Below are 25,621 nucleotides of genomic sequence, written 5' to 3'. Positions count from 1 at the left end.
GCGTGGCGGCACACCCGTCGGACCGTATTCTATGGCTGGAATATGACGGTAATGCCTGTGATGTTGTTGTCGGCCATCATGTATTTGAAGGCAGTGGCGGTCTTCTCGTCAGACACGTACCAGACGATGGGAACCCCCTTCGCTGCTTGGGACTGGTCTCTGGCCTGCTTGATCGGCTCTGTGACAAACGGTTTGAGCTTCCCGTCGCTACCGATGAGCTTTTCGAGATTCTGGTTCTTCGCGTCGAGCAGCTTACCGTTCTGGTACCCGTCAAATTTGACGAATCCACTGGGTCTGAAATCTGCGGGAACCTTGTATGAGATGCCGGACGGGACTCCGTTGGTCACCCTCTGCTCATATGCGCGATCAGTCGCACTCATGCTTTCTGTCTCGGTTATCCAGGTGCCGGGGCCGCCCAACTCCAGCCACTTGCAGTATCCTCCGCCGCCACCTACGGCACGAACCGCGATGGTGAACGCGGCGGTGCGAGCGCCTGCAGTGGCGCACCTCTCGCCAAGCTCCCTGAGTGCCTTGGTGCCGATGCCGGCGAGTGCTTCTTCGGTGAGGCCGAGGGAGCGGAGGCCGTTCCAGGCGTCGGTGAAGCCGATGCCTGTCTTGAGGGAGGCGTTGAGGGCGTGGAGGGCGTCGGCGATGGCGGTGAGTGCTTTGCCGCCGACGAACCAGCTGGCGGCCCAGGCGCATCCTGTCCAGCTGCCGCCGTCGTTGCCGGGCAGGATCTTCTTGGCGCATTCGATGAAGTCGCCGAGGAGGATCTTGATGGGGTCGATGCCCGAGTTGAACTGGGTCATCGTGAGGGTGTGGGTGACTGTGTCTTTCAGGTCGAGGAGTGTCTTGGGGCCGAGGTAGGTCGTGGCTGAGGCCGGGCACCCGGACTTGGTTGCGGGCATGCCCTCGGCGGTGCACATGTACAGGTCGACGAACGCGTTGAAGTGGATCGTCGCCGTGATCGTGCAGTCACCGGTGTGGATGATGATGTTGCAGTTGTCCTTCTTGACGTCCTCGGGTTCGCCGATCTGCTCGATGTGATCGAGGACGTAGAAGACGTTGCCGACGCCGGTGTTGGCTCCGGCTGTGATCTGGTCGTTGTTGCCCTTCGTCGTGGTCTGGTCGGCAGCGTCCTGGGCTTCCTTGGCGAACTTGTCGGCGTCTTTCGCGGCCTGTTCGGCTTCGGTCGCTGCGGTGTTGGCGCGGTCGGCTGCGGCGCGGGCGTCCTTGGCGTCCTGGGTGGCTTGGGCTGCTGCCGCGTGTGCGGCATTCGCGTCGAGGGCTGCCTGGTCGGCCGCGGTGCGGGCTTCCTTGGCGTAGCCCTCTGCTTGGCCGGCTGCGGTGTTGGCGGCGGCTGCGTCTTCGGTGGCCTGGCGGTCGTACTCGACGGTGCGGGCCAGTGAGTCGGCGGCCTTGGACGCGGCGGTGGCGGCATCAGATGCGTAACCGAGGGCTTCGGTGGCGTAGCCGCGCGCGTCGGCGGCGTAGCGGGCGGCGTTGGCCGCGTAGCGGGCGGCGTTGGCCGCGTGCTGGTATGCCTCCTTCGTGTCCGCCTTGGCTTGCTCGACGAGAGCCTGGGCGGTGGCCGCTTCCTCCTGGGCGTTCTTCGCGTGGGCTTCGGCGACCGCCTTCTGCTGCTCGGCGATCGTCTTGGCGCCCTGCCCGGCCAGCACGACCAGGCCGGCTGCCGAGTCGGTGGTGATGTAGGGGGACCCGAGCTCGATCGCGTCGTTGGCCGGCTTGACCACCTGTGACGCGGCGTGGCCGGCATCCTCGGCGGCCTGCGCGGTGATGTGCGCATAACCGGCGGCCTTCGCCGCCGCCTCAACCGCCTTGGGGACTTCCTTGCTCGCTGCGTCCGCCTCCGACTTGGCGGTCTTGGCCTTCTCCTCCGCCTCGTCGGCGAGCTTGACGGCGATGTTGGCTTCGGCGGACGCGTGCTGGGATGCCGCGATCGCGTCGGCTTCGGCGCTGGTCGCGGTCGTCACCGCCGCATCGGCCTTCACCTTCGCGGCCTGGGCGCCGTCCGCATCGGCGCGGGCCCGTTTGGCGGCTGCTTCGGCCCGGGTGGCCGCAGCATCAGCGTCCGCAGCAGCGGTAGAGGCAGCGTCGGCCTCAGAACGCGCCCGGCCTGCGGCTGCCTCGGCGGCATCCGCGTGCTTGGCCGCTTCATCGGCCGCTGCCCGGGACGCCTTGGCCGCGTCATCGGATGCGGCAGCCTGAGCGTATGCCTCCAACGCGTCGGCCTTGGCACGAGCTGCATCAGCCTTCTGCTGAGCGTCCCAGGCATCGTCCCGCTTGGCCTTGGCATTGTCGCGTGCCGTGACCGCCGCGTTCTTCTTATCGACGGCTGTTGCTTCGGAGACTCCCGCCTTGTCCTTCGCGTCCTTGGCCTTGCCCGCTTCGGTCTGGGCGTTCTGCTTGTGCTGGGCGGCCTCAGCCTGCTTGGCGAGGGCGTTCTCCTTCTCCGCCTTCGCCGTTGCCGACTCGGCCTCCGCCGCCAGGCGCTTGGCGTGCGCGTCGGCAGCGGCCGCCTTCGCGCTGGCCTCGGCCTTCAAGGTGTCGGCGAGCTTGGCCTCCGCCGTCTCCTTGTCCTTCTTCGCGTTGTCCCGGTGGATCTTCGCCGCGTCAGCTGCGGCCTTGGCCTGCAACTCGGCCGTCTCGGCGGCCTTCTTGCGGAACTCGGTCTGCACCTGCGCGGCTTGGGCGAGAGCGCGCTGAGTAATGGTCTGGCTGTCCGCCGCGGAGGCGCGGGTGGCGGCCTCAGCGGTTTCGGCAGCCGCCACCATCGCCTGGAGGGCTGCGACCGTACCCTTGGTGACCTGGTCCTTCTGCTGACCGACCAGCAGCCCACGGCCGCGCGGCGCGCCAGCCGCGTCGGCGATCGTGTAGGCGGCCTGCTCAGCGGCATCCGAGGCGGTGGCAGCCTTCTGCGCGGTAGCGAGCTGGCCGCGGAGGACCGCCAGTTGCTGCTTCGCCGCGCTCTGCGCTCCCGTGAGGATGCTCTTGGCCTTGTCGAACTGAGCCTGGTTCGGTTGGTCGGAATTGCGGTGACCGGTGGGCTTGACGTCGAACTGCTGGCCCGCAGTACCGGTGCACGGCCACAGCCACGTGTCCCTGCCCTCGACGAAGTTGTTCAGATCCAGACACTTGCCTGCGCCCACGTTCTTGATCGGCGTGGTGGCACGCAGGTTGAAGTCCCACTGCTGGGCCGGTGTGCTATTGCACTGGTAGACCTGGATCTTCGTGCGGTCGTCGGTCTTGCCACCCGCCACATCAAGGCACTTGGCGAGGAGATCGATTCCGGGTCCACTGGAGTTGCGGAGCTCATAGTGGGAGCCGTTAGCGGTGAGCTGCCAGTCCTGAGCAGATGATCCGTTGCATGTATACAGCTGGACGGCGGCGCCGTTGGCTCTGCTGCCGCCCTCGACGTCCAGGCACTTGCCTTGGGCCGCGTGCACTTGGATCACCGCGGGAGCGTCACCGACCCACCCGGCGCCTCCAGGCGCCCAGTAGTCCTGCCACCGCGTGACGTTGTCAGCGATCCATGACTGCCCCAGGAGCCTGGTCAGGCTGAACGAGCCCTCTTGCAGGGCCTTCGTGGCGTCCGTGCTGGCGCTGAGGATCTGGTTGCGCTGCGTTGCCTGGCCGACGATCTCCTGCTGCCACTCGGCGTGCGCCTGAGCTACTTCCTTGCCCAACACTCGGTTCGGGTCTATCGGGTCATGCCAGTTACAGGAGGCGAAACGGGCCTTCAGGTCCTCGACCGCGATACGGAACTCCGCCGTCCCCGGAGCCGGGGCCGTGCGGGGGAAGCCGCCGGAGGACAGGAAGATACGGGCGTCATCGGCGAACACCCGGGGAACGAAGTACTGATTGGGCTCGATCTTCCCGGAGTTCTTCTTCCACAGCACCCACGCCTGCTGCTCCTGCGGCGTGCCACCCGAGACGTACTGCTGATCGCCGATCGCCAGCGCGGCAGCCTTCGTCTTGTCATCCGCAGTGGGCGAGAGGTCGAACCACGGGGAGAACAACTCCTGCCCGCCCGAATACGCCTGATACAGCCAAGGGCGCAGCCCGGTCTGGTCGACGATGGCAATCGTCCCCGACGAAACGCCCGGAAAGGAGGCCAGGCCGCCGATGGAGGTGGACCACGCATACTCTTCGTCGCTGACCTTCTTGAGCCACTGATCACTGCTGCCAGTGTCCGCGTTCTGCGCCTGGTGCAGCGGGGTCTTGCCGTCCATGATGTCCCGCCGCAGCTTCTGGTGAAGCTGGTCGGGCGGTGAGCTGACTGCCCCCTGCGCCAGGGCGAACATGTTGCTGCCGCCCTTGCGTAGCGCATACGTCGCCACGCACTGATCCGCACGCAGCTGCTCAGCAGCCGTGGCGTCGTAGCCGTCGTAGGAATCAGCGACCAGGCTGACCTCGTCCCGGCCGAGGTCGAGCGACCCCGGCTGGATAGTGAGCCCGGCAGCAACAGCCAGCGCAGTGACGGACGTTATGACCGAAGTCAGAACCGTTGATCTTCGTGATCCCGGCATACGGGACCATGGACTGGAGCGCACTGAACTTCCTTACGTCGTCGTTCACACCTGTGAGGACGACAGCCGGGAGCCAGCCAAGAACGGGCAGAGCCAGTTGCTTGACCACGCATCAGGGACTCACCGCACCGACAGAGGTGCATGCCATGCAGCCACGGCACCATGACGACACGAGCCTCCCCTGGGCGGCGCCCCCCGACCGCCGTATGAGTCGCGCGCACAGGCATTGGTGAAGATTCTGTGCATGCGAGCGCCCACCCTAGGCAGACGATGTGAGGGCGGAACAGGGAATATGTTGAAAACCCCTCGCCTCTTGCTGCCGGACGAGGGGGGTTCCGGAATAGGCCAGAGGCACGCACATGCTAGGCAAAGCCTGTGAAGATGATGTGAAGCGGAACCGGTTGTCCAGTGCCTCCGGGTGCTTGACCCCCCTCGGGAACTGGCGTGATCTCGGGGGTCCCGCCCTGCATCATTTTCAGTCCCCGACGGTAGGCAACACCTCGCGTTCGCGAGGAGGGCTGACGAAGCAACGCCCGCCGCATCGTTCGCGTATGAAACACCCCCACCGCGACGGGGCATGACCCGCTGGCGTCGTTGCCAGCGTTCCAGGAGCCGGAACACCTCCGCGTCCGCGGGGATGGATGCGGAGCCCGGTTCTTCACCCGGCGCCCTGGACTGTCAGAGGTGGGTGCCATGCTCTCGGGATGACCGCCGACGCTTTCACCTTTCAGCAGTTCACCTCGCCTGGCGACGTCACCTCTCAGCTCCGATATGCCCTCGCCGAGTGCTGGGTCGAGGTCACCAACGCGGGCGGCGCGGCTGGCTTTCCCTTCCCCCTGTCGATGCCGCCACGGTGACTCCGGCCCTCGAACGCGTCGTCGACCTGCTTTCCCCCGAGACCAGTCGACTCCTGACGGCGACCGTGGATGGGGAACTCGCCGGCTGGCTCAACGTCCGTCGCGACCGTTTCGAGCTGGTCGCGCACTGGGGCACTCTCCACCACGTCCAGACCCGTACCGCCGTACGCGGACGCGGTGTCGGCCGTGCCCTCATGCATGAAGTGCGCAGGGTCGCCAGGGATGAGATGGGCCTGGAGCAGCTGCATCTGGCCGCCCGCGGCGGCGTTGGTTTGGAGGACTTCTACGGGCGGCTCGGCTGGAAGGAAGTCGGCCGGTGGCCAGGCGCCCTCCGCTTCGCCGCAGGCAGCGACCGTGACGAGATCCTCATGCTCCTCGCCCCGCTATGAGTTCACGCCATTCGCCACAGCAGCTGTGGTCCGGGGTGGCCAGGGTGCAGCGGCCGTAATGTCGGTGTCGGCGGGGGTGTCGCGCGGGCCGAGCTGCAGGGGTGGCGCAACTTCGGACCCTCGTGGGCCGGATCAGGCCACGAGGCCCTCATCTGCGTTGCGCATGCAACGTTGTTGGGGGAGGCTGTCAGGCAGCTGCGAGGCGTGAGTGATACCTGATCACACAGTGATTGGTGATCAACGCGTCCGGCACACGGCCACGTTGACCGATATCCGCGGGGTGGGACGCGCGGGAAGCTCGACATGGGTGAACCGGCGCTGTCGACGCTTGACGCGTCCACGCAGGGCTCCAGCGGTGATGTGGGCACGCTGATCGGCCTGCTTGTTCAGGCGGCGGGTCTGTTTGGCGGGCAAGTAGTACTGGGGAGCAACGGCCTCGCACTGCCCTGTCGAAGGCCCGCACTGCGATCGATAGCGTGGCTGGAACGTCCGTCCCGCCGGCTCGATGGCGGGTGGGGGAGGGAAGCGGGCTGCGGAGTGGGCGGGTTACACGGATTGCGGGGGTTGGCGTGACGGGGTGGGACATCGATCCGGCCGGGGTGGGTTCGGTGCTGTCGCGGGTGCAGGAGGCCGAGCGTGGCCTGCATGACGGCATCGCGCTGTACGGCAAGGGCGTGGAGGCCGCGGCCTTGTCCGTGGGCACCTTGGACTTCAGTGGCGGGGCCAGGCACGGCAGCGGTCAGGCGGGCCTGGTGGCTGTCGCGCTGAGTGAGTTCATGCAGGGCACCGAGACCGATGTGGTGTTCCTGCCGTTGCGGACCAGTAACTCGATCAACGGTGCGGTCGAGGCGACGAACTGCTATCAGCGCGGGGCGCTGGAGCAGGCGTCGGACGCGCAGCGCCAGGCCGAGCGGGCGCCGGATGTCGCTGCGGTGCTGGAGGCGGCGCGGAAGAAGGGGGCCGGGAAGTGATCAGCCCGGACAAGGTGCCCACCTACACCGGTGACGTCGGGGCGGTGGAGGTTGAGGTCGGCCGGTTGCGGAAGGCCGCGCAGATCATCCGCGAGCGCGGCGGTGACGTCAACACCCGCTTCCGGCACCTGAGCAGCGTCTACCGGGCGCCCGAGGCCGAGTATCTGTTCCAGACCACTCAGGGCGTGCACGACACCGCCGCCGGCTTTGCCTCGAAGCTGGAGACGGTGGCCGGCGCCCTGGAGACCTATGCCTCCGAGATCCGGCCGCTGGTGGACAAGCTGGAGCGGCTGCGCTTCGAGGCCGCCGCGTTCGTCGCATCCGTCCAGGGGCAGGGCGACATCGACCCCAAGTGGCACCACGACAAAGCCAAGATGGCTACCCACAACGCGCTGATGCACGAGGTGGCGGCCACCGTGCGGGCCTTCCAGGACGCCGAAGTGGCGGCCGCCGACAGGATCACCGCCGTGGTGCACGGAACTCAGTGGCATCTTGCAAACGGCAGCCCCAAGCAGAGCAATCCCTACGGTTTCAGCGAGGGGCAGCTCGACGGGGACGCCAAGCTCCCCTGGGGCACCCCGGAGCACTATTCCCACCTGCCCTTCGGGATCGACTGGCACCTCCAGCAGTTCGGCGAGGGCCTGGGCGAGAACATCAAGGGCGCGGCCACCGGCTTCGTCGACATGTTCCGCCCCGGCCAGAAGGGGCAGGACACCCGCAAGGGCCTGACCTTGACGATCGTCGGGGCCGTGGACTACCTGCGCGACCCGGACGGCAATCGCCCGGTGGACCAGATCGGGCCGGAAGGACGCCCCTACGCCAAGGCGTTCGCCAAGTCGTTGGTGGCCTGGGACGACTGGAAGACCAACCCGGACAAGGCAGCCAGCACCGTCGTCTTCAACGTCCTCACCTTCGCCTCCGGGCCCTTGGGCGCTGCCTCGAAGGCGGGCGCGGCGGGCAGGGTCGGCGAGGCCGCTTCTGTTGCCGCCCGCACGGCAGGCGTGCTGTCCAAGGTGGGCGAGGTCCTCGACCCGATCGGCGCGACCGCGAAGGTCGTCGGTACCGGTGTCCGTGCCCTGCCCAAGGTCTCCGAGCTCGCCAAGAGCATCGCCGCCGTCACCAAGGTGACCTCCGAAGCCAATGGCGTGCACAGCATCATCGACCTGAAGGGCGGCTCCAAACTCCACGTCGGCGATGGCCAGTTCACCATCAGCAAGGACGGGATCCCCAACACCAAGCCCGCCCCGCACGAGCTCCCAGCCGACCAGCGCACCCCCGCCACCACACCGGCCCACGAACACGAACTCGTCGGCGTCGGCGGACGCGCACCCGAGGCCCACGCTCATGCGGGTGACGGGTCCTCACCGCATGCGAACCACGATGGTGGTGGCTCGTCCGAGCACAAGCCCACTCATGACGGCCATGCCGGAGCAGAGTCTCATCATGGGCACGGAGAACCCTCGTCGGGATCGCATTCGGGCGGTGGAAGCGGATCTGGTTCCGGCAGCGGTTCGGGGAGGAGCGGCGGGGCGTCCGAGGGCCATCAGCCCGGTCCGCAGAAGGAGTGGAAGGCCGGCGATGACATCGCTGGGCCGGCCCGTGGACAGACCCTGCTCTACCCCAACTATCGGCATGAGCTCGTGGGCGTGCGCAAAGGCTCTCCGGACTCCGAGAACACCGTGATCCTGCCGGAGACACGGGACAAGGTCCGGGAGGACATTGCGGGTATTGCCCAGGGGCGGGCCGAGTTCGACCCTGCAACTCACCGCTACAAGATCAACGGCAGAAGGTACGCTGTCGAGCCCAGCGGCAGAATCTTCCCTGTGGACGGGCCTGGGCTTGTCGAAATGAACCGGGCTGAGTACACGGCACTCAAGGCGATCATGCAGGCAAACGGAGACATGAGCAAGGTAGAGAAAATGTTCAGCAAGGCCCCTCAGTTCCGTGAAAACCCTCAAGCCGTGGAAAAGGCGATCGAAATGTACGCGCTGTACAGGAAGCACTACGGATGATGTACGGCCTTCTGCTCCCCGAAGGGGAAATCCTCGACCGTCTGCCCGCGATCCTTGCCGAGACCTTCCGTGTCGAGGTAGCCCAGACCGACGTTTCAGACAGTTCCGAACTGGAAAACCGGAACTGGGACGCGATCGTCACCTGTGAATACGAGCGCCTCGACGGGGACTTGACGTGGTCGCTCGGCATCTACGCCGCAGCTGAGGTCGAGCAGCACCCCTCGGAAGCGCAGTTGGCGTCGCTCCTGGCCCAGCGCCTCGGGATCCCGGTGTTCTTCTCGTGGGACGGCGGTCTCCCCTGGATTCGCACGGTTGCCCTGCCGGACGGCAGCACGACGCTCGCTCGCACAACGGAACTCGACGACAACAAGTCCGGGTTTGCAGTCGAAGCAGCACAAGCTCCAGTACCAGGTTTCCCTCACCTCACCGTCACGCACCTGCCCGAGGTCGTACGCGCTTACCAGATTCCAACCCCTCTCACTGACGCTGCGGTACCGCCCGGTACGGCCGACGACCTCGGGAACATTCGGAGCCTTCTCGTGATGTGGGAGAGGCTGGGGATTCGCATGAGCACGAACTGGCCTCCGGACGGCTGGTATTCGGCCCGCCTGTACCAGGAGGACCTGGAATACCGGTCGCAGCTGGAATCGAAGTTGCGTGACGTCCCAGAGGCCAAGCGGCGCCGACTCGAAGCACTCGTGAGCCAACTGGATGCTGTCTACCGCGATCTGACCATCGACGACGGAGGGAGCGCACTGTCCAGCGATCTTCAGGGAAGCATCAAGGATCTGGCCCTCTTGCCGTGGTACTGGCATCGGTACCCCGTAGACGCTCCGTGGAGTGCATGAACGCCGGTGTCCATCACCCACGGTGGCGTACCTCTTTGCGGTACGAGTTGCCGAGTCCATCGTGGTCCGGCGGGCGCAGAGGCCGATGCAGGAGGTGCGCTTTGATCACAACGCTCCCCGTCGGTAGCTGGTCCTGGGAGACCAAGAGCCCACCGTCCGGCAGCGACTTGGCGACGCGTTGCGCGCGACAGGCCCTCCGTGGATGGTTGGTCTTGAGGAGCGTGGGCCTCGCCGTCGATCACGATGCCCTGTGCGACATCTCCGTACGGGACGGGATCAGCGGTACGACGACCGTCATCCGGCGTGCGCTACGCGTCCCGGCGACGGCGGACCTTCCGGCTGATACCGAACTGGCCCACGTCTTGCGCCTGGTGGACCCTGAGGTGGCGTCGCTGGTGTCGGTGGATCTGTCCATTCCCGGTGTCGTTCTGCGTGAAGGCGTTCCCCACCGGGTGGAGAGGCTCTTCATGGTCACTGTCGATGCCTGGGCAAGTGGCGCGGAAACCGCGACGCTTCGCACCTTCGGCGATGCCTGGATGTCGCACGATCTTCGCGGATACAGACAACCGGGGGTGCAAGAGGAGAACGCACCGCGTCTCGCATCCGCGCTCACCGGCATCACACGCCTCCTCGATGCCGACGTGGTCCCCGGGGACACCACCTCATTCGGCGTTCCGTCGGAGGAGGGGTTCGACGCTCTCCCCGATGAAGACCCGGATCTGCTGGACTTCTGGTACATGTTCGAAGTTCCCGGGAGGGCGGACCGGCTCCTGGAGCAACTGCCAGACGGCGCTTCACAGTTCGACATTGTCACCGAATCGCCGGTCAACTTCTTCGAAGTTGCCAGCGGTGGAACAGCCATCGGGTATTTGTGGGTATCCGCGTCCGACGAGGCCGCTGGATACGAACCGCGCACTCCCATGGGCGAGGCGGCGCTCGATGCCGCCGTCGAGTGGTTGGGGCGCCTCGGCGAGGCGAAGGCGCGCGGCCTGTCCCCGACGCGGGCACTGCATGAACTGACCCTGCCACGCGCAGATTCACGGGGTGGCGCTGTCGCCTCGGGTTCGTTGCGGACGGCTGATTCGCTGGAGGACCTCCAGGACCTTTCAGGGCGGGAATGAAGCGCACTCAAGCGGTTCGCTCACGGATCGATGCCCTCCCCCTAATGTCCTCTGTCCACGGACATCAGGGCGGCGGGCATACGTGACCGGTGACCGCACCGGAGGCCGACATGCCCCCAGCCTTCTTCAACCGCCCGGCCGCCGCATCCTCATCCGCCGCGGCAGCCACCACCAACTTGTCCAGCCCTCTGTGAGCGACGACGCCCACCGACCGGAAGAGCCCCAGCCGTGACCAAGGACGTCATCGCCCTCACCCCCTCCATGCCCGACCCGGCCACCCTCCTCGCGGGTCTGTATGCGGGCGGCCCCGACCTCACGGTCAACACGCTCGCTGACGGCGCGGTCCTCCAGCTCTGCACTCCCGACGGCATCCCCTTGCTCTCCGTCGAGGCCCCGCAGCTGGTCCACCACTCAGATGAAATCCGCCGTCTCCTCGGCGTCCAAGTCCCCCTGCCTGAAGGCCCGTTCTGGTGGACGGAGGCCCGCGCCATCGGCGCGCTTCCCGAAGCCGAGCGCCTCGCTGCCTCTTTCGCCGGGCGCCTCACCAGTGTCCTGGGCGGCGCCGTCTGGCCCCCCGACGTGGCCCACACCGACGTCGTCCAGCTCCCTTCCCCCATCACGCTCCCGCCGGTCCCCGCCGGCCAGCCGCCGGCGGTCGACATCCACACCGACCGGGTGTCCGTCGTCGTCCAGGACCGCCCCGTCATCGCGCTGACCACCTGGCTCTCCGACGCCCTCGCCGAAGCTGCCGCACAGGGCCGCGCCGTGCAGCTCGTCACCCCGCCCACGAGCCGCCTCACCCTCCCTATCCGTGCCGCTCTGGCCTTCAGCTCGCACCGCTGGGTCGTCCAACATCCCGAGACCGGCTACTACGACGGACTGAGAGGTGCCCGACTCCAGTGGAGCGATGGCGCCTTCATTGAGGAACGCGCCCCCGACGGCACGCCCCGCGTCGCCGAGCCCTTCACGGTTACCGCCGGCGCTGCTGCCCCGGTGGGCGAGCGTCAGCTCGCTCTCTCCCTGCGTACCGTGCACCCCGCTACAGCCGACCTCGTCCTCGGCGGCGCACTCGAAGCCACCTGGCAGCACCTCACTGGTGCCCCACCCACCGGCTGGGGCACCGCCGAACCCGTCAACCTCCCCTGGTCCAAGCGAGAGTTGACGGAACTCGCCCGCACCCGCGCACAGAAGGGCGCCCCCACCTTCCTCATCACCCTCGGAACCCCCGAACAGCCAGCCATCGCCACCACGCGGATCGTCCACACCCCGGCGGGCATCGAAGAACACACGACCCTCGTGCTTGGCTACCGCCCTGACGACACCGTGCCTCCGGACACAGCCCTCTCCGAACTGGCCCAACGCCTCACCGCACGGCACAATCTGGCCACCCTGTTCGTCACCGTCCGCCCGGCCCGCTGCGACCTCACGGCTGCGCCGAACGCCGAGCACTCACCCGCGCCGCTTACGCCACTATCAGCTCCGTGCAGTGCAGCAGATGCGGCCAGCCAGCAGTGATCACGGAGGGCGTCGGTTTCACCCTGGTATGGTTTTCGTGCACGGCTGGCCGGGGAAGCCCCAGGTCAGAGGGGCATCGGGACGTGGCGCAGCTTGGTAGCGCACTTGACTGGGGGTCAAGGGGTCGCAGGTTCAAATCCTGTCGTCCCGACCAGCGTTTCACGCATGGTCGCAGGCCGTTCTCTCGGAAACGAGAGGACGGCCTTCCATGTTTTGTGGGGCTTGATGGTCGCAGTGTGGTTGCCATTCGCGAAAGGTGCACCGCGCCTGGGCGGACCGTGGGGTGCCGTACTGGAGGGTCAATTCACATTTTCGTGACCGCATGCCCGGCGCACTGGTTTGCGCAGCACGGTCCCTACTGCCGGAAGTGTCAGGCTTTCTTGACCACGTTGGACTTGAGCTGCATGGGCCCGCCGTCCTCGTCGTACGCAGTGCGGGAGCCGTCGCGTCGCCCGATGAGCTGTAAGCGGAAGCTGTTTCCTTCGGCGGTGTGACTGACACGTGGGTGGTGGCGGAGAGGGGGCTTTATGCGCTGACGCCCAACTCGCATAGCCCGTATGGCCCCTAACCAAGCACTCGCGACTCTGCTTTGTAAGAACTCCTAACGAGATGATCTGTGGGGTGGTTGGATCGCTTCGGATCTTTCTGCTCCCCGCGCACGCGGGGTGCACTCCCGGGCACAGGCCGCACACCTTTCGGTGTCAGGGCCATCCCCGCGTACACGGGGAGCAGTTGAACAGGACGTCTTCCCACGTGGCGTAGCCGGGACCATCCCCGCGTACACAGGGAGCAGGACGCCGAGCACCACGTAGCCGGGCTCGACATGGGATCATCCCCGCGTACACGGGGAGCAGGACGCGGAGGGCCGGCCCCCGGCGGGGGAAACGGGACCATCCCCGCGTACACGGGGAGCAGTGAGCAGGCCACGCGCGTGGCGGCTTGCAGTAGGGACCATCCCCGCGTACACGGGGAGCAGGGATCCGAAGGGCCGGGCGGGGTGGGGATCCAGGGACCATCCCCGCGTGCGTGGGGAGCAGCCAGGACCACGCTACGCGGGTCTGGGAGGGGAGGGAGCAATCCTGCCGCGCGGGGAGCAGTCCCTGGCAGTTATCAGGGCACCGGCTGGACCGGGAAGAACCCCGTACGCGGGGAGCAGAACCGGCGAGTGATCCGGCGAGCGAGCACCCCGGGACCATCCCCGCGTGAATGGGGAGCAGAGACCGGCGGCGACCGCGAGCACCTTGTCGAGGGGACCATCCCCGCGTGTGTGGGGAACAGGCGCTCGGACTGATGGCCGCCACGAACATCACGGGACCATCCCCGCGTGTGTGGGGAACAGACAGTGGCGAGCCGGTTGCCGATGCGCCGGCTGGGACCATCCCCGCGTACACGGGGAGCAGTGCCGCTTGAGCTCGGCCTCCACCTCGAACCGGGGACCATCCCCGCGTACACGGGGAGCAGGGGAGAGCTCGTCCTGGGCGGGGACTACGAAGGGGACCATCCCCGCGTGCGTGGGGAGCAGACGACGTCAATGTGTCCGGGCCTGAGGATATCGGGGCCATCCCCGCGAGCGTGGGGAGCAGTCTTCCTGGGTTTGATGGGGAGAAAGTTTGCCGGGACCATCCCCGCGTGCACGGGGAACAGGGCCGGCCGTCCGCGTCGAGCCCCATCCCCTTGGGACCATCCCCGCGTGCACGGGGAGCAGGCGAGGGTCTTGCGGCCCATGGCGGTCTGCTCGGGATCATCCCCGCGTACACGGGGAGCAGGAGACCGGCACCGTGACGACTCCCAAGGGGCAGGGACCATCCCCGCGTACACGGGGAGCAGCTCGGCCTCCCTGCTGCTGCCGGTCTCCAACCTGGACCATCCCCGCGTACACGGGGAGCAGGCTCCCTGGCCTGGTGGTTCTGTTCGGGTCGGGGAGTGTTTTGCTCGCTTTGCTGGAATCTCTCATGCCGGGCCAATTCGGTATTTAGCGTTGTCCTTTGGGGGTGCCGGGTTGAGGGGCGGCTGGCGGGGGTTGCTGAGTCTAGGTGCTGGTCGGGGCTTGTTGTGGGTGGCGGCTGTTTTCATGGCGAAGTCTCTGTGGGTGTGGAGAAGCTGGCAGTGCTGTGGCTGCGGGGAGGCTCTGCGTGTGCGGTAGTGATGGGGAGTGGGCGTTCGTGGGTGGTCTGGGTGGGGGGCTTACGTCGGCGGCGCGGGCTGTGTGGGCGAAGTATGACTTCGGGAGTGAGGGGTGGCTGCCGTTGTGGCGGCATCTTGCCGACAGCGGGGCGGTGGCGGGGCTGTTGTGGGACCGGTGGGTGCCGGGGGCGGTGCGTGCGCTGGTGGCGGAGGTGTTGCCGGGTGGGGAGGCGGATGCGAGGTTGCTGGCGGTGTGGCTGGCGGGGGTGCACGACATCGGGAAGGCGACGCCGGCTTTCGCGTGCCAGGTGGATTCGCTGGCGGGCCGGATGCGGGACGCCGGTTTGGAGATGCAGGGGCCGAAGGGGATGGCCGACCGGAGGATGGCGCCGCACGGGCTGGCCGGGCAGATGCTGCTGGCCCAGTGGCTGGAGGAGCGGCATGGCTGGTCGCCGCAGAGCTGTGGGCAGTTCGCTGTGGTGGTGGGTGGTCATCACGGGCTTCCGCCGGAGAAGGTTCAGGTGAGGGATCTGGATGATCACCCTGAGTTGCTGCGTACGCCGGGGCGGTCGGAGGCTGTGTGGCTGGGGGTGCAGGAGGAGTTGCTCGTTGCCTGCGCCGTGGAGTTCGGGGTGACGGAACGTCTGGCCGCGTGGCAGCGGGTGAAGTTGCCGCAGAGTGTGCAGGCGGTGCTGTCGGCTCTGGTGATCGTCGCTGACTGGATCGCCAGTAATGCGGAGCTCTTCCCGTATTTTCCCGAGGCTGTTTCGCGCAGTGGCGCAGAGCGGGTCGCGGCGGCCTGGCGCGAGCTCGATCTGCCTGCTCCGTGGCGCCCGCAGGAGCCCGGGGGATCGGCGACGGAGTTGTTTGCCGCTCGCTTCGAGCTGGCGCCGGGCGCACGGCCGCGGCCGGTGCAGGAGGCGGCCGTCCGGCTCGCCCGCGAAGTGCCGGCACCGGGGCTCATGATGATTGAGGCGCCGATGGGGGAGGGGAAGACGGAGGCCGCGCTGGCGGTCGCTGAGATCTTCGCTGCTCGCAGTGGTGCGGGTGGCTGCTTTTTCGCTCTTCCGACCATGGCGACGAGCAACGGCATGTTCCCGCGCCTGCTGGACTGGTTGCGGCGGTTGCCTGCTGGGGCGGATGGTGTTGCGTGGTCGGTGCGGTTGGCGCATTCCAAGGCTGCGCTCAATGAGGACTTCGCCGGGCTGATGGCCGCCTCGCAGCCGATCGGCGCTGTGGATCTGGACGGTGAAGCGAGGGTGGTGCCGCGCGGCGCGCGGGATCCGTTCATGCCGGCCGAGTTGGTGGCTCATCAGTGGCTGAGTGGCCGGAAGAAGGCGATGCTGTCGTCGTTCGTCGTCGGGACCGTCGACCAGTTGCTGTTCGCCGGGCTGAAGAGCCGCCATCTTGCGCTGCGGCATCTTGCGCTGGCCGGGAAAGTCGTCGTGGTCGACGAGGCGCATGCCTATGACGCCTACATGAACTCCTATCTGGACCGGGTGTTGTCGTGGCTGGGCGAGTACCGGGTGCCGGTGGTGGTGCTGTCGGCGACGCTCCCGGCAGGGCGGCGCCGCGCGCTGGCCGCAGCGTATGCCGGAAGCGTTGCGGTAGAGCGGCACGCGGAAGTGTTCGCTGGCCTGGAGGAGGACGAAGGCTATCCGCTGTTGACGGTGGTGGCGCCCGGGGGATGTCCGGTGGTGGAGCGGCCCGGGGCGTCCGGGCGCGGCGGCCTGGTGGAGGTGGAGTGGCTGGACGACGGTCTTGCGGAACTGGCCGACCGGCTCACGGAACTGCTGGCAGGCGGCGGGTGTGTGCTGGTGGTGCGGAACACGGTGGCGCGGGTGCAGGAGACGGCGAAGGCGCTGCGGGCACGGTTCGGCAGGAAGGCGGTGTCCGTGGCGCATGCGCGTTTCATGGACCCGGACCGTGCGGCCAAGGACGCCGGCCTGCTGGCCAGGTTCGGCCCGCCGGGCCGTGAAGCGGGGCCGGGCAGCGAGCGTCCCGCTCTGCACATTGTCGTCGCCAGCCAGGTCGCCGAGCAGTCCCTCGACATCGACTTCGACCTCCTGGTCACCGACCTGGCCCCCGTTGACCTGGTCCTGCAGCGGATGGGCCGCCTCCACCGGCATGCGCGCGGCGGGCGGCCGCCCCTGCTGTCAGCCGCCCGTTGTGTGCTGACCGGGGTCGACCGGAGCCAGTCGGTGCCTCGCCCCGTGGCGGGATCGGTCAGGGTTTATGGGCGTCATGCGCTGCTGCGGTCGCTGGCCGTCCTCCTGCCGCACCTTGAGGGCGAGAGCGGGCCGGTGCGCCTGCCCCAGGACATCAGCCCGCTGGTCCAGCAGGCATACGGGCCAGGGGCGGTGGGCCCGGTGGAGTGGGCTGAGGTGATGCAGGAGGCGCGGTGTGCGCATGAGGACGAGCTGGCGGACAAGGAACTGCGCGCGGACACCTATCGTCTCGCGCCCGTCCTGAGGGCCGGGCGGGCGCTGACGGGCTGGGTCAAGGGCGCCGCCGGGGACGCGGACGACAGCCGTGGTGGTCGAGCGCAGGTCCGTGACGGCAAGGAGACGCTCGAAGTCCTGATCATCCAGCGCCTGTCCGACGGGACGCTGACCACCCCTCAGTGGCTGGACCCGGGCAAGGGTGGTCTGGTGCTGCCCGAGCATGCGGTGCCCGAGCCGCGGGCTGCGCGGGTGGCGGCTTCCTGCGGCCTGCGCCTGCCGATGCAGTTGTCTCAGCCGTACGTGATCGACAAGGTGATCGCCGAGTTGGAGGAATTCTGCCCCCGGGCCTGGCAGTCCAAGGAGTGCCATTGGCTGGCTGGGGAGCTGTTTCTCGTTCTCGGCCCGGATTGTCAGACCCGCCTGGCAGGCTTCCGTCTCAGCTATTCACCGAGCGAGGGACTGGAGGTGACGCGTGAACAGTGAGCAACAAGCAGCAGGCACCGGCGACTTAGCGTCCTGGGACCTGACCAGCCGGCCGTGGCTGCCGGTGTTACGCACCGACGGCAGCACGGCAGAGCTTTCGTTGCGCCAGATTTTTGTGCAGGCGGGGCAGATCAGGCGTCTGGCGGGGGATCTGCCGACGCAGGACTTCGCTCTGATGCGGCTGCTGCTGGCGATTGTCCACGATGCCGTGGACGGGCCCAAGGACACTGAGCAGTGGGCCGACCTGTGGGAGGACGAGGCCCCTTTCGGATCCGTCGAGGGCTATCTCGACACCCACCGGGAGCGGTTCGATCTGCTGCATCCGGCGACGCCGTTCTTCCAGACGGCCGGGCTGCGCACATCCAAGGGCGAGGTCTTCTCCCTGAACCGCATCGTTGCCGATGTTCCCAACGGCGACGCGTTCTTCACGATGCGCTTCCCTGGTGCGGACCGGATCACTTTTGCCGAGGCCGCCCGCTGGACCGTCCATGCCCACGCCTACGACACCTCCGGCATCAAGACCGGCACGGTCGGCGACCCGAGGGCCAAGGCCGGTAAGGCATATCCGCAGGGCGTCGGCTGGGCAGGGAACATCGGCGGAGTACTGGCCGAGGGCCATACGCTGCGCGAGACGCTGCTGCTCAACCTGATCGCTGCGGATGCCGACGTGGTGCGCACAACGGGAGGGGACCGTCCGGCCTGGCGGCGCGAGCCGTGTGGCCCCGGCGCCGCCGCCGACCTGGCCCGGCGGCCGTTCGGGGTGCGGGACCTGTACACCTGGCAGTCAAGGCGGCTGCGGCTGCACTTCGATGCGCAGGGTGTGTACGGGGTGGTGCTGACCTACGGTGATCCGCTGAGCATCCAGGACCGCCAGACCCTGGAGCCGATGACCGGCTGGCGGCGCAGCCCAGCCCAGGAGAAGAAGCTCGGCCGGCCCCTGGTCTACATGCCGCGCGAGCACGACCCCTCGCGTGCGGCCTGGCGTGGCCTGGCTGCTCTCATCGCCCCCCGCGACCAGGACACCTCCGCCCGCAATGAGCCGGCGAACGCGCTGCGCCCCGGCATCGTGCACTGGCTGGCCCACCTGACCACGGAACGGTTCCTGCCCAAGGACACGATGGTCCGGCTCAGGACGTACGGAGCGGTCTACGGCACCCAGCAGTCGGTGATCGAGGAGATCACCGAGGACGGCGTCGCCGTCGCTCTTGCCCTGTTGCACGAAGTGGACCGGCGGCTGGGGCGGTGCGCGATCGACGCGGTCGCGGACGCCAACGGTGCGGTCAAGGCACTGGGAAACCTTGCCGGTGACCTCGCCCGCGCCGCCGGAGCGGAACCAGATGCCTCCCGGTCCACGGCTCTCGATCTCGGCTATGCCGCCCTGGACGGGCTCTACCGCACCTGGCTTGCCTCGCTGGCCGACGGCGACGACCCGCAGCAGCGGCGTGCCCAGTGGCAGCGCACTGCCCGTGCCGAGATCCGCGCACGGGGACGCCAGCTCATCGCCCAGGCCGGGCAAAGAGCGTGGGCGGGCCGTGTCGTCTCCGGTCCCAAGGGCGAGGTCTGGCTCTGCTCCGACTATGCGGCCCAGTGGTTCGCCACCTGGCTCAACCGGGCGCTGCCGCTGGCCGCGCCCCCTGCCGAACCGGCCGCCGACGCCGAAGCTAGCGGCCCCGACCACCCGAAGGTGCCCGCATGACCAGCAGCACGCCCCCGGGCTCGAAGCGACCCTATGCAAGGCCCGGTGTGGCGGGCACGGTTGTCGGCCGGGAGATCACACGGCTCCAGCGCGGCTATCTCGGCGACGAGTCCGCCGCGGTGGCAGCCCTTGCCCGGCTGCGGCGCGGCGTCGGCAAGAGTGCGGGAACGGTCCCCGACCTGTGGGGTCTGGTGGACACCGCCGACCTGTACGCCCCGATCGGAGGGGGCGAAGTCGACGTGGTGCGGGCCGAGGAGGCCGTCCACACCGCGCTCACCCTGTGGGCGGTGCACCAGCAGTCCCGCCGCACCGCCATGCATCAAACGGGAGGACATGAACTCGGCGCCGCCGTCCGTGCGTTGATGCCCCGCGGTGAGATCGACGAGCCGCTGCGCAAACGCTTCGTGCGGGCGGGCACCGCCGCCAGCATGCCGATGCTCTCCCTGCGCCTGCGCGAGATCGCCCTGCTGTTGCGGCAGCAGGACATCGCCCTGGACTACGCCCTGCTCGCCGACCAGCTCCACACCTGGGCACGCCCGGGCGGCGCCGCCGCGGTCCGCAGCGCCTGGGGCCGCTCCTTCCACGCCTACCGCACGACAGCCGACCGGCCCACCACCAGCAACACCCCCGACACATCCGACATCACTGGCGCCGGCCCGGACGCCGATGTGCCCGACCCGAAGGACGCCCTGTGAACAGCCGCATCATCGTCGAGGTCCACGCCCTGCAGAACGTCCCGCCGAGCAACATCAACCGGGACGACACCGGCACCCCCAAGACCGCCTTCTACGGCGGCGTGCGGCGGGCCCGGGTCTCCAGCCAGGCATGGAAGCGCGCCACCCGCACCTTCTTCACCAACCTCCTGGACCCCGGCGAACTCGGCGTGCGCAGCAAGCGCGTCGCCGAACTGCTCGCCGGACGCATCACCGCTCTCGACCCCTCGATCAACGAGAAGGAGGCTTGGGCGCTGGCCGCCGAGACGGTCCAGACGGCCACCAACTCCAAGATCGAGATTCCGGAGCGCAAGGCCAAGGAAGCCAAGAAGAACGGCGACGCCGCGCCCGCACCCGAGTCCTCCTACCTGATGTTCCTCAGCGCCGGCCAGCTCGACGGGCTCGCCCGCCTCGCTGTCGAGGGCGCCGCCGACATCAAGGCGTTCTTCAAGGACAAGGACAACAAGACCCGGGCCAAGGCGATCGCGAACACCCGCCACTCCGTGGACATCGCCCTCTTCGGCCGGATGGTCGCCGACTCCGCCGATCTCAACGTGGATGCCGCCGCCCAGGTCGCCCACGCACTGAGCGTGCACCGGGTGGAGAACGAGTCCGACTACTTCACCGCCGTCGACGACCGCAACACCGCCGCCGAACCGGGCGCCGGAATGATCGGCACCATCGACTTCAACTCCGCCACCCTCTACCGCTACGCCGCCCTCGACGTCGACGCCCTCACCCGCAACCTCGGCCAAGGTCTGCGCGAGGACGAGGACACCACCACCCCCGTACGACGCGCCGTCGAAGCCTTCGTCCACGGCTTCCTCGCCTCCCTGCCCACCGGGAAGATCAACACCTTCGGCAACCACACCCTGCCCGACGCCGCCATCGTCACCCTGCGCACCACCCGCCCCATCAGCTACGTCTCCGCCTTCGAGGAACCCGTCACCGCCGGGCAGAGCGGCGGACACATGACGGCCGCCTGCACCCGCCTGGCGCAGTACATCCCCGCCATCGAGGCCGCCTACGGCGACGAGGACTCCACCCAGACCTGGACCCTGCGTATCGGCCCCGCCACCACCGCCCTCGACACCATCGGTATCCAGATCCCCAAACTGGCCACCCTGGTCGACACCGTCGCCACGGCTGTCGCCGACCGCCTGGGCAAGCGCGGATGAACAGCCACGGCGTCCTGACCCTGCAGCTCGCCGGCCCCCTGCAGTCCTGGGGGGCCTCGGCCCGCTTCACCCGCCGCACCACCGAGCCGGCCCCCACCAAGAGCGGCGTCATCGGCCTGCTCGCCTCCGCGCTGGGCCGCAACCGCGACGCCGACATCACCGACCTCGCCCAACTCCGCTTCGCCGTACGGGTGGACCAGGCAGGCACCCGCCTGCGGGACTTCCAGACCGCCCAGCACGCCGACACCGGCGAATCGATGCCGGTATCGGAGCGGTTCTACCTCGCCGACGCCGTCTTCGTCGCCGCCGTCGAAGGAGACCCGCAACTGCTCGCCACCCTCCACACCGCCCTCAACTGCCCCCACTACCTGCCCTACCTCGGCCGCCGCTCCTGCCCGCCGTCCCGCCCGATCCCCCTCGACCTGCACACCGGCGCCACGTTGGAGGAGACCCTTACGGCCGAACCATGGCGCGCCTCACCCTGGTACCAGCGGCGCCGCCGCCGCGAGCAGGAAATCCCCCTCCGCCTCCTCACCGAGGCCAGGACCTCCGCCGGCCACGACCCCACCGCGGCCCTCACGCCCGTCGGCGACACGGTGCGCGACCAGCCGCTCACCTTCTCGCCCCGCCACCGCCAGTACGCCCTGCGCACCGTCCACACCACCACGGTGACGGTCCGCAACCCGGCCGCACAGACCGCGCCCCCCGCGCCCGCGCCTGCCCACGACGTGACCGGCCACCTGACCGAGGTAACCGACTGATGTACCTGACCCGATTCCGCTTCAACACCGCACGCCCCGGGGCGCGGAAACTGCTGACCTCGCCCCAGGCCACACACGCCGGCGTCATGTCCGCCTTCCCCGCCATCCTGCCCACCCAGGGCGACACCCCCCGCGTCCTGTGGCGCCTGGACCACAACGCGAAAGCCGAGACCCTCCTCTACATCGTCAGCCCGGACCGCCCGGACCTCACCCACCTCGTGGAACAGGCCGGCTGGCCCGCAGCAGCGGCCACCGGCACCCCCGGCTGGCAGACCTACGACTACGCGGCCTTCCTCGCCGGCCTCAGCGAAGGCTCCACGTGGGGCTTCCGGCTCACCGCCAACCCCGTCCACTACGTCCGGGTCAAAGACGGCGCCCCCACCAAACGCACCGCCCACCGCACCCCCACCCACCAGATCGGCTGGCTCCTCGACCCCGAGCGCCAACAACGCTGCGGCTTCAGCATCCTGACCACACCCGAGGACAAGCGGCTCACCGAACACGGCGACACCCACCAGGTCACCGTCGCCGAACACCGCCGCCTCGACTTCGCCAAACGCGAAGAGACAACCTCCGCCAGACACCGCGTGCAGGTCACCACCGTCACCTACAACGGACGCCTCCAGGTCACCGACCCCAACGCCCTGCGCCGCGCCCTGGTCCACGGCATCGGCAAGGCCAAGGCATACGGCTGCGGCCTGATGACCCTCGCCCCACTGACCTGAAGGAGCCGCACCCGTGACCACCGTCGGCCAGCGGCCCCAGTCCAGCCCACGCGAACTCACCCGCGCCAGCGACCGCATCTCCTTCGTCTACCTCGAACGGTGCACCATCCACCGCGACGCCAACGCCATCACCGCGGAGGACGCCGACGGCATCACCCACATCCCGTCCGCCACCATCGCCACCCTCCTGCTCGGCCCCGGCACCCGCATCACCCACCAGGCGATGAGCGTGCTGGGGGAGACCGGTGCCGCCGTGGTCTGGGTCGGTGAACACGGCGTCCGCTACTACGCCGCCGGCCGCGCCCTCAGCCGCTCCTCAGCCCTCGCCGAGGCCCAGGCCACCGCCTGGGCCAACCGGCGCACCCGCCTCACTGTGGCCCGCGCCATGTACCGGCTGCGGTTCCCCGACGAGGACCCGGCCGGCCTCACCCGCCAGGAACTCCTGGGCCGTGAAGGCCGACGCGTCAAACAGTGCTACCAACAGCACGCCCAACGCACCGGCATCGCCTGGCGCGGACGCCAATACACCCCCGGCGACTTCACCGCCGGAGACACCGTCAACCAAGCCGTCACCGCAGCCGCCCAAGGCATGTACGGAATCGCCCACGCCGTCGTCACCGCACTCGGCTGCTCACCCGCACTCGGCTTCATCCACTCCGGCCACGAACTCTCCTTCGTCCTGGACATCGCTGACCTCTACAAAACCGAGATCGGCATCCCCCTCGCCTTCGACATCGCAGCCGAGAGCGCCGAGGACCCAGGCCCCCGAACCCGTCGCGCCCTACGCGATCAAATCCACCGCACCGGCCTCATGGACCGCTGCCTCACCGACATCAAACACCTCCTCCTCGGCCAGTCCACCCCCGGACCCGACACCGCTCCAGACCAATTCACCGACACCGTCACCCTCCAGACCGACGGCGACACGCTCCTGCCCGCCGGCCACAACCACGACCCCTACGGAGACGCCTGGTGACCGTCATCGTGCTCACCAACTGCCCCGCCGGCCTACGGGGGTTCCTCACCCGCTGGCTCCTGGAGATCTCACCGGGCGTCTTCATCGGCAACCCCAACACCCGCATCCGCGACGCTCTCTGGACCGAAGTCCAGCAGTACGCCAACCAAGGCCGTGCCCTCCTTGCCCACACGACCGACACCGAACAGGGCTACACCTTCCGCACCCACGACCACACCTGGCACCCCACCGACCACGAGGGCCTCACCCTGATCCGCCGGCTCACCACCAAACCGACCGCTGCTACCACCCCCAAACCTGGATGGAGCAACGCCGCGAAGCGCCGCAGATTCGGGAAGCACTGAGGAGCGGGCGGAATTGACCTATAGCACCTATATGCCGGGTTCACTGCAAGTGAGGAAAAACGAGCTTGCCCGCCTACAAACCCCCAGTTCAGGCAGCCTGCTCCCCACGCACGCGGGGATGGTCCCCAGATCGACTGCTCGCTCACCACTCCCCTGGTCTGCTCCCCACGCACGCGGGGATGGTCCCGTGGCGATCACCAGACCGAGCCAGGTCAGCATCTGCTCCCCACGCACGCGGGGATGGTCCCAAGCCGCTGACTGCGGCCGACGTCGTCTTGTCCTGCTCCCCACGCACGCGGGGATGGTCCCCCCGGTTGGGGGCGGACCGCGGTCAGGGATTGCTGCTCCCCACGCACGCGGGGATGGTCCCGACACCGATGACCTCGACGGCAGGGAGGTGCCCTGCTCCCCACGCACGCGGGGATGGTCCGGGGAAGAGGAGCGCCAGGCTCTCGGGTTCGAGCTGCTCCCCACGCACGCGGGGATGGTCCCGAGGCTCTGCGGATCACCCGTTCCGCTGCCGGCTGCTCCCCACGCACGCGGGGATGGTCCCCTGCCCGTACGTGACCCGCTCGCCACGACCCCCTGCTCCCCACGCACGCGGGGATGGTCCCCCGGCACCCGCGTACGGCTGTTCGCCGACCTGCTGCTCCCCACGCACGCGGGGATGGTCCCCGATGACCCGCGCATGCGGCGCCTGACCCAGACTGCTCCCCACGCACGCGGGGATGGTCCACCTCGCCCGGTCTCAACCTGGTTCACACCCACCCTGCTCCCCACGCACGCGGGGATGGTCCCGCGCTTGCCGGAAAAGCGCCCGCTGGTGGGAACTGCTCCCCACGCACGCGGGGATGGTCCCGACGCCTGGTCGTCGCATAGGCCCAGGAATCACTGCTCCCCACGCACGCGGGGATGGTCCCGCCGTGGATCCTGGAATCGACTGCAGGACGGCCTGCTCCCCACGCACGCGGGGATGGTCCCATGCTCGACAACCTCGCCCGCCGCCGCGAAGACTGCTCCCCACGCACGCGGGGATGGTCCCGCCAAGGCGATCAACGGGGGCGAGCGGGCGGACTGCTCCCCACGCACGCGGGGATGGTCCCCACCTCGGCCCCATCGCCCGTCTCGGACTCCGCTGCTCCCCGCGTACGCGGGGGTGGTCCCCACGTGGCGAGCGCGGGGGCGTACGAGCCCATCTGCTTCCCGTGCACGCGGGGATGGTCTCGACGTGCTCGCGCACGCCACCCACGACCACGAACTGTTCCCCGCGAACGCGGGGATGGTCCCTTCAAACCCTTCCTGGAGAACCTCCTCAAGATCTGCTACCCACGAACGGGGGGATGGTTCTGCCGACGTCGGACGACGGATCCCCGGCCATGGCTGCTCCCCACGCACGCGGGGATGGTCCCGCGGGCGAGCCGGTGCTCACCCGACCGCGCCGCTGCTCCCCGTGCACGCGGGGATGGTCCTACCGTGGCCGCCTCCGTGCTCTACAACGAGATCTGCTCCCCGTGTATGCGGGGATGGTCCCGAGGACTGCGGCCGCAGCAACCACTTCGACAACTGCTCCCTGTGCACGCGGGGATGGTCCCGGCTGTGCCAAAATCGCCGGTTGGGTGGTGAACTGCTCCCCGTGCACGCCGAGAGGCTAGCTGAAGGCCCGGTCGGCCTGGTTTTGCGAGGGGCGTCGCGTTCGTGGCGTCGTCAGCGGCTGGCCCGAAGCCCCTAGCAAGGGGAAGCGGACGGCGCATAATCGGCTTGTTGGATCCCCGCCGTGCGGGGATGGCCCGGTAGTTAAGAGTGCCAAACATTGCTCCCCGCGCACGCAGGGATGGTCCCGCTCAGCAGTACGTACGGGCGGGGCATCGGTACTGCTCCCCGCGCATGCGGGGATGGTCCCGCTGTTCGACACCC

16 protein-coding genes, 1 tRNA gene and 1 CRISPR repeat array are annotated in these 25,621 nt (G+C 68.4%); of the genes, 16 read left to right on the top strand and 1 reads right to left on the bottom strand.

The features are described 5' to 3' along the window. Positions 1-29: 29 nt before the first annotated feature. The gene (locus OHA17_RS08135; protein ID WP_406505364.1) at positions 30-4,550 is read right to left on the bottom strand and encodes a ricin-type beta-trefoil lectin domain protein; all 4,521 of its coding nucleotides are present in this window, start codon (positions 4,548-4,550) and stop codon (positions 30-32) included. Between the two features lie 704 nt (positions 4,551-5,254). Here OHA17_RS08135 and OHA17_RS08130 point away from each other — a divergent pair. The 16 genes from OHA17_RS08130 to cas2e all read left to right on the top strand — a co-directional run bounded on the left by OHA17_RS08130 (position 5,255) and on the right by cas2e (position 23,707). Next, the gene (locus OHA17_RS08130; protein WP_406505362.1) at positions 5,255-5,407 is read left to right on the top strand and encodes a hypothetical protein; all 153 of its coding nucleotides are present in this window, start codon (positions 5,255-5,257) and stop codon (positions 5,405-5,407) included. Next, complete coding sequence (locus OHA17_RS08125; protein WP_406505360.1) at positions 5,404-5,796, top strand: GNAT family N-acetyltransferase; 393 nt, start codon at positions 5,404-5,406, stop codon at positions 5,794-5,796. The genes OHA17_RS08130 and OHA17_RS08125 overlap by 4 nt, the downstream gene beginning before the upstream one ends. A gap of 569 nt (positions 5,797-6,365) precedes the next feature. Beyond that, positions 6,366-6,767, top strand: a complete 402-nt coding sequence (locus tag OHA17_RS08120) for a DUF6507 family protein (RefSeq protein ID WP_406505358.1) — start codon at positions 6,366-6,368, stop codon at positions 6,765-6,767. Next, positions 6,764-8,779, top strand: a complete 2,016-nt coding sequence (locus OHA17_RS08115) for a hypothetical protein (protein ID WP_406505356.1) — start codon at positions 6,764-6,766, stop codon at positions 8,777-8,779. Before OHA17_RS08120 ends, OHA17_RS08115 begins: the two co-directional genes overlap by 4 nt. Next, positions 8,776-9,627 carry a hypothetical protein gene (locus OHA17_RS08110; protein ID WP_406505354.1) on the top strand — a complete coding sequence of 284 codons (852 nt, stop codon included), beginning with the start codon at positions 8,776-8,778 and terminating at the stop codon, positions 9,625-9,627. The genes OHA17_RS08115 and OHA17_RS08110 overlap by 4 nt, the downstream gene beginning before the upstream one ends. 221 nt (positions 9,628-9,848) lie before the next feature. Continuing rightward, positions 9,849-10,748, top strand: coding sequence for a hypothetical protein (locus OHA17_RS08105; protein WP_406505352.1), 900 nt, complete (start codon positions 9,849-9,851; stop codon positions 10,746-10,748). A gap of 228 nt (positions 10,749-10,976) precedes the next feature. Beyond that, positions 10,977-12,263 carry a DUF6177 family protein gene (locus tag OHA17_RS08100; protein WP_406505350.1) on the top strand — a complete coding sequence of 429 codons (1,287 nt, stop codon included), beginning with the start codon at positions 10,977-10,979 and terminating at the stop codon, positions 12,261-12,263. 77 nt (positions 12,264-12,340) lie between these two features. Beyond that, positions 12,341-12,417, top strand: a tRNA-Pro gene (locus OHA17_RS08095). A gap of 1,221 nt (positions 12,418-13,638) precedes the next feature. After that, positions 13,639-14,151: direct repeats of the CRISPR family, unit length 24 nt; unit sequence CATCCCCGCGTACACGGGGAGCAG. A 316-nt stretch (positions 14,152-14,467) separates the two neighbouring features. Then, positions 14,468-17,314, top strand: a complete 2,847-nt coding sequence (cas3, locus tag OHA17_RS08090; RefSeq protein WP_406505348.1) for a CRISPR-associated helicase Cas3' — start codon at positions 14,468-14,470, stop codon at positions 17,312-17,314. Further along, the gene (casA, locus tag OHA17_RS08085) at positions 17,304-19,010 is read left to right on the top strand and encodes a type I-E CRISPR-associated protein Cse1/CasA (protein ID WP_406505346.1); all 1,707 of its coding nucleotides are present in this window, start codon (positions 17,304-17,306) and stop codon (positions 19,008-19,010) included. The genes cas3 and casA overlap by 11 nt, the downstream gene beginning before the upstream one ends. Next, complete coding sequence (gene casB / locus OHA17_RS08080; protein WP_406505344.1) at positions 19,007-19,705, top strand: type I-E CRISPR-associated protein Cse2/CasB; 699 nt, start codon at positions 19,007-19,009, stop codon at positions 19,703-19,705. The genes casA and casB overlap by 4 nt, the downstream gene beginning before the upstream one ends. After that, positions 19,702-20,901, top strand: coding sequence for a type I-E CRISPR-associated protein Cas7/Cse4/CasC (gene cas7e, locus OHA17_RS08075; RefSeq protein WP_406505342.1), 1,200 nt, complete (start codon positions 19,702-19,704; stop codon positions 20,899-20,901). The genes casB and cas7e overlap by 4 nt, the downstream gene beginning before the upstream one ends. Beyond that, positions 20,898-21,662, top strand: coding sequence for a type I-E CRISPR-associated protein Cas5/CasD (cas5e, locus tag OHA17_RS08070; RefSeq protein WP_406505340.1), 765 nt, complete (start codon positions 20,898-20,900; stop codon positions 21,660-21,662). The genes cas7e and cas5e overlap by 4 nt, the downstream gene beginning before the upstream one ends. After that, positions 21,662-22,387, top strand: a complete 726-nt coding sequence (cas6e, locus tag OHA17_RS08065; RefSeq protein WP_406505338.1) for a type I-E CRISPR-associated protein Cas6/Cse3/CasE — start codon at positions 21,662-21,664, stop codon at positions 22,385-22,387. The genes cas5e and cas6e overlap by 1 nt, the downstream gene beginning before the upstream one ends. 13 nt (positions 22,388-22,400) lie before the next feature. Next, a complete protein-coding gene (cas1e, locus tag OHA17_RS08060; RefSeq protein WP_406505336.1) occupies positions 22,401-23,363 on the top strand; it encodes a type I-E CRISPR-associated endonuclease Cas1e in 963 nt (320 codons plus the stop codon). After that, positions 23,360-23,707 (top strand): type I-E CRISPR-associated endoribonuclease Cas2e, encoded by a 348-nt coding sequence (gene cas2e / locus OHA17_RS08055; protein ID WP_406505334.1) that lies wholly within the window; start codon positions 23,360-23,362, stop codon positions 23,705-23,707. Before cas1e ends, cas2e begins: the two co-directional genes overlap by 4 nt. Positions 23,708-25,621 lie beyond the last annotated feature (1,914 nt).

Origin of the sequence: Streptomyces sp. NBC_00212, assembly GCF_045206365.1 — a bacterium.
Taxonomy (GTDB): domain Bacteria; phylum Actinomycetota; class Actinomycetes; order Streptomycetales; family Streptomycetaceae; genus Streptomyces.
Note: the sequence above shows the minus strand (reverse complement) of the source record. Positions and strands in the feature narration are given on the sequence as shown.

What these genes read in the sequence shown, in the direction of transcription:
- OHA17_RS08135 (WP_406505364.1), bottom strand. Translation starts at nt 4,550, where the DNA reads ATGCCGGGATCACGAAGATCAACGGTTCTGACTTCGGTCATAACGTCC.
- OHA17_RS08130 (WP_406505362.1), top strand. Translation starts at nt 5,255, where the DNA reads ATGACCGCCGACGCTTTCACCTTTCAGCAGTTCACCTCGCCTGGCGAC.
- OHA17_RS08110 (WP_406505354.1), top strand. Translation starts at nt 8,776, where the DNA reads ATGATGTACGGCCTTCTGCTCCCCGAAGGGGAAATCCTCGACCGTCTG.
- casB (WP_406505344.1), top strand. Translation starts at nt 19,007, where the DNA reads ATGACCAGCAGCACGCCCCCGGGCTCGAAGCGACCCTATGCAAGGCCC.
- cas5e (WP_406505340.1), top strand. Translation starts at nt 20,898, where the DNA reads ATGAACAGCCACGGCGTCCTGACCCTGCAGCTCGCCGGCCCCCTGCAG.
- cas6e (WP_406505338.1), top strand. Translation starts at nt 21,662, where the DNA reads ATGTACCTGACCCGATTCCGCTTCAACACCGCACGCCCCGGGGCGCGG.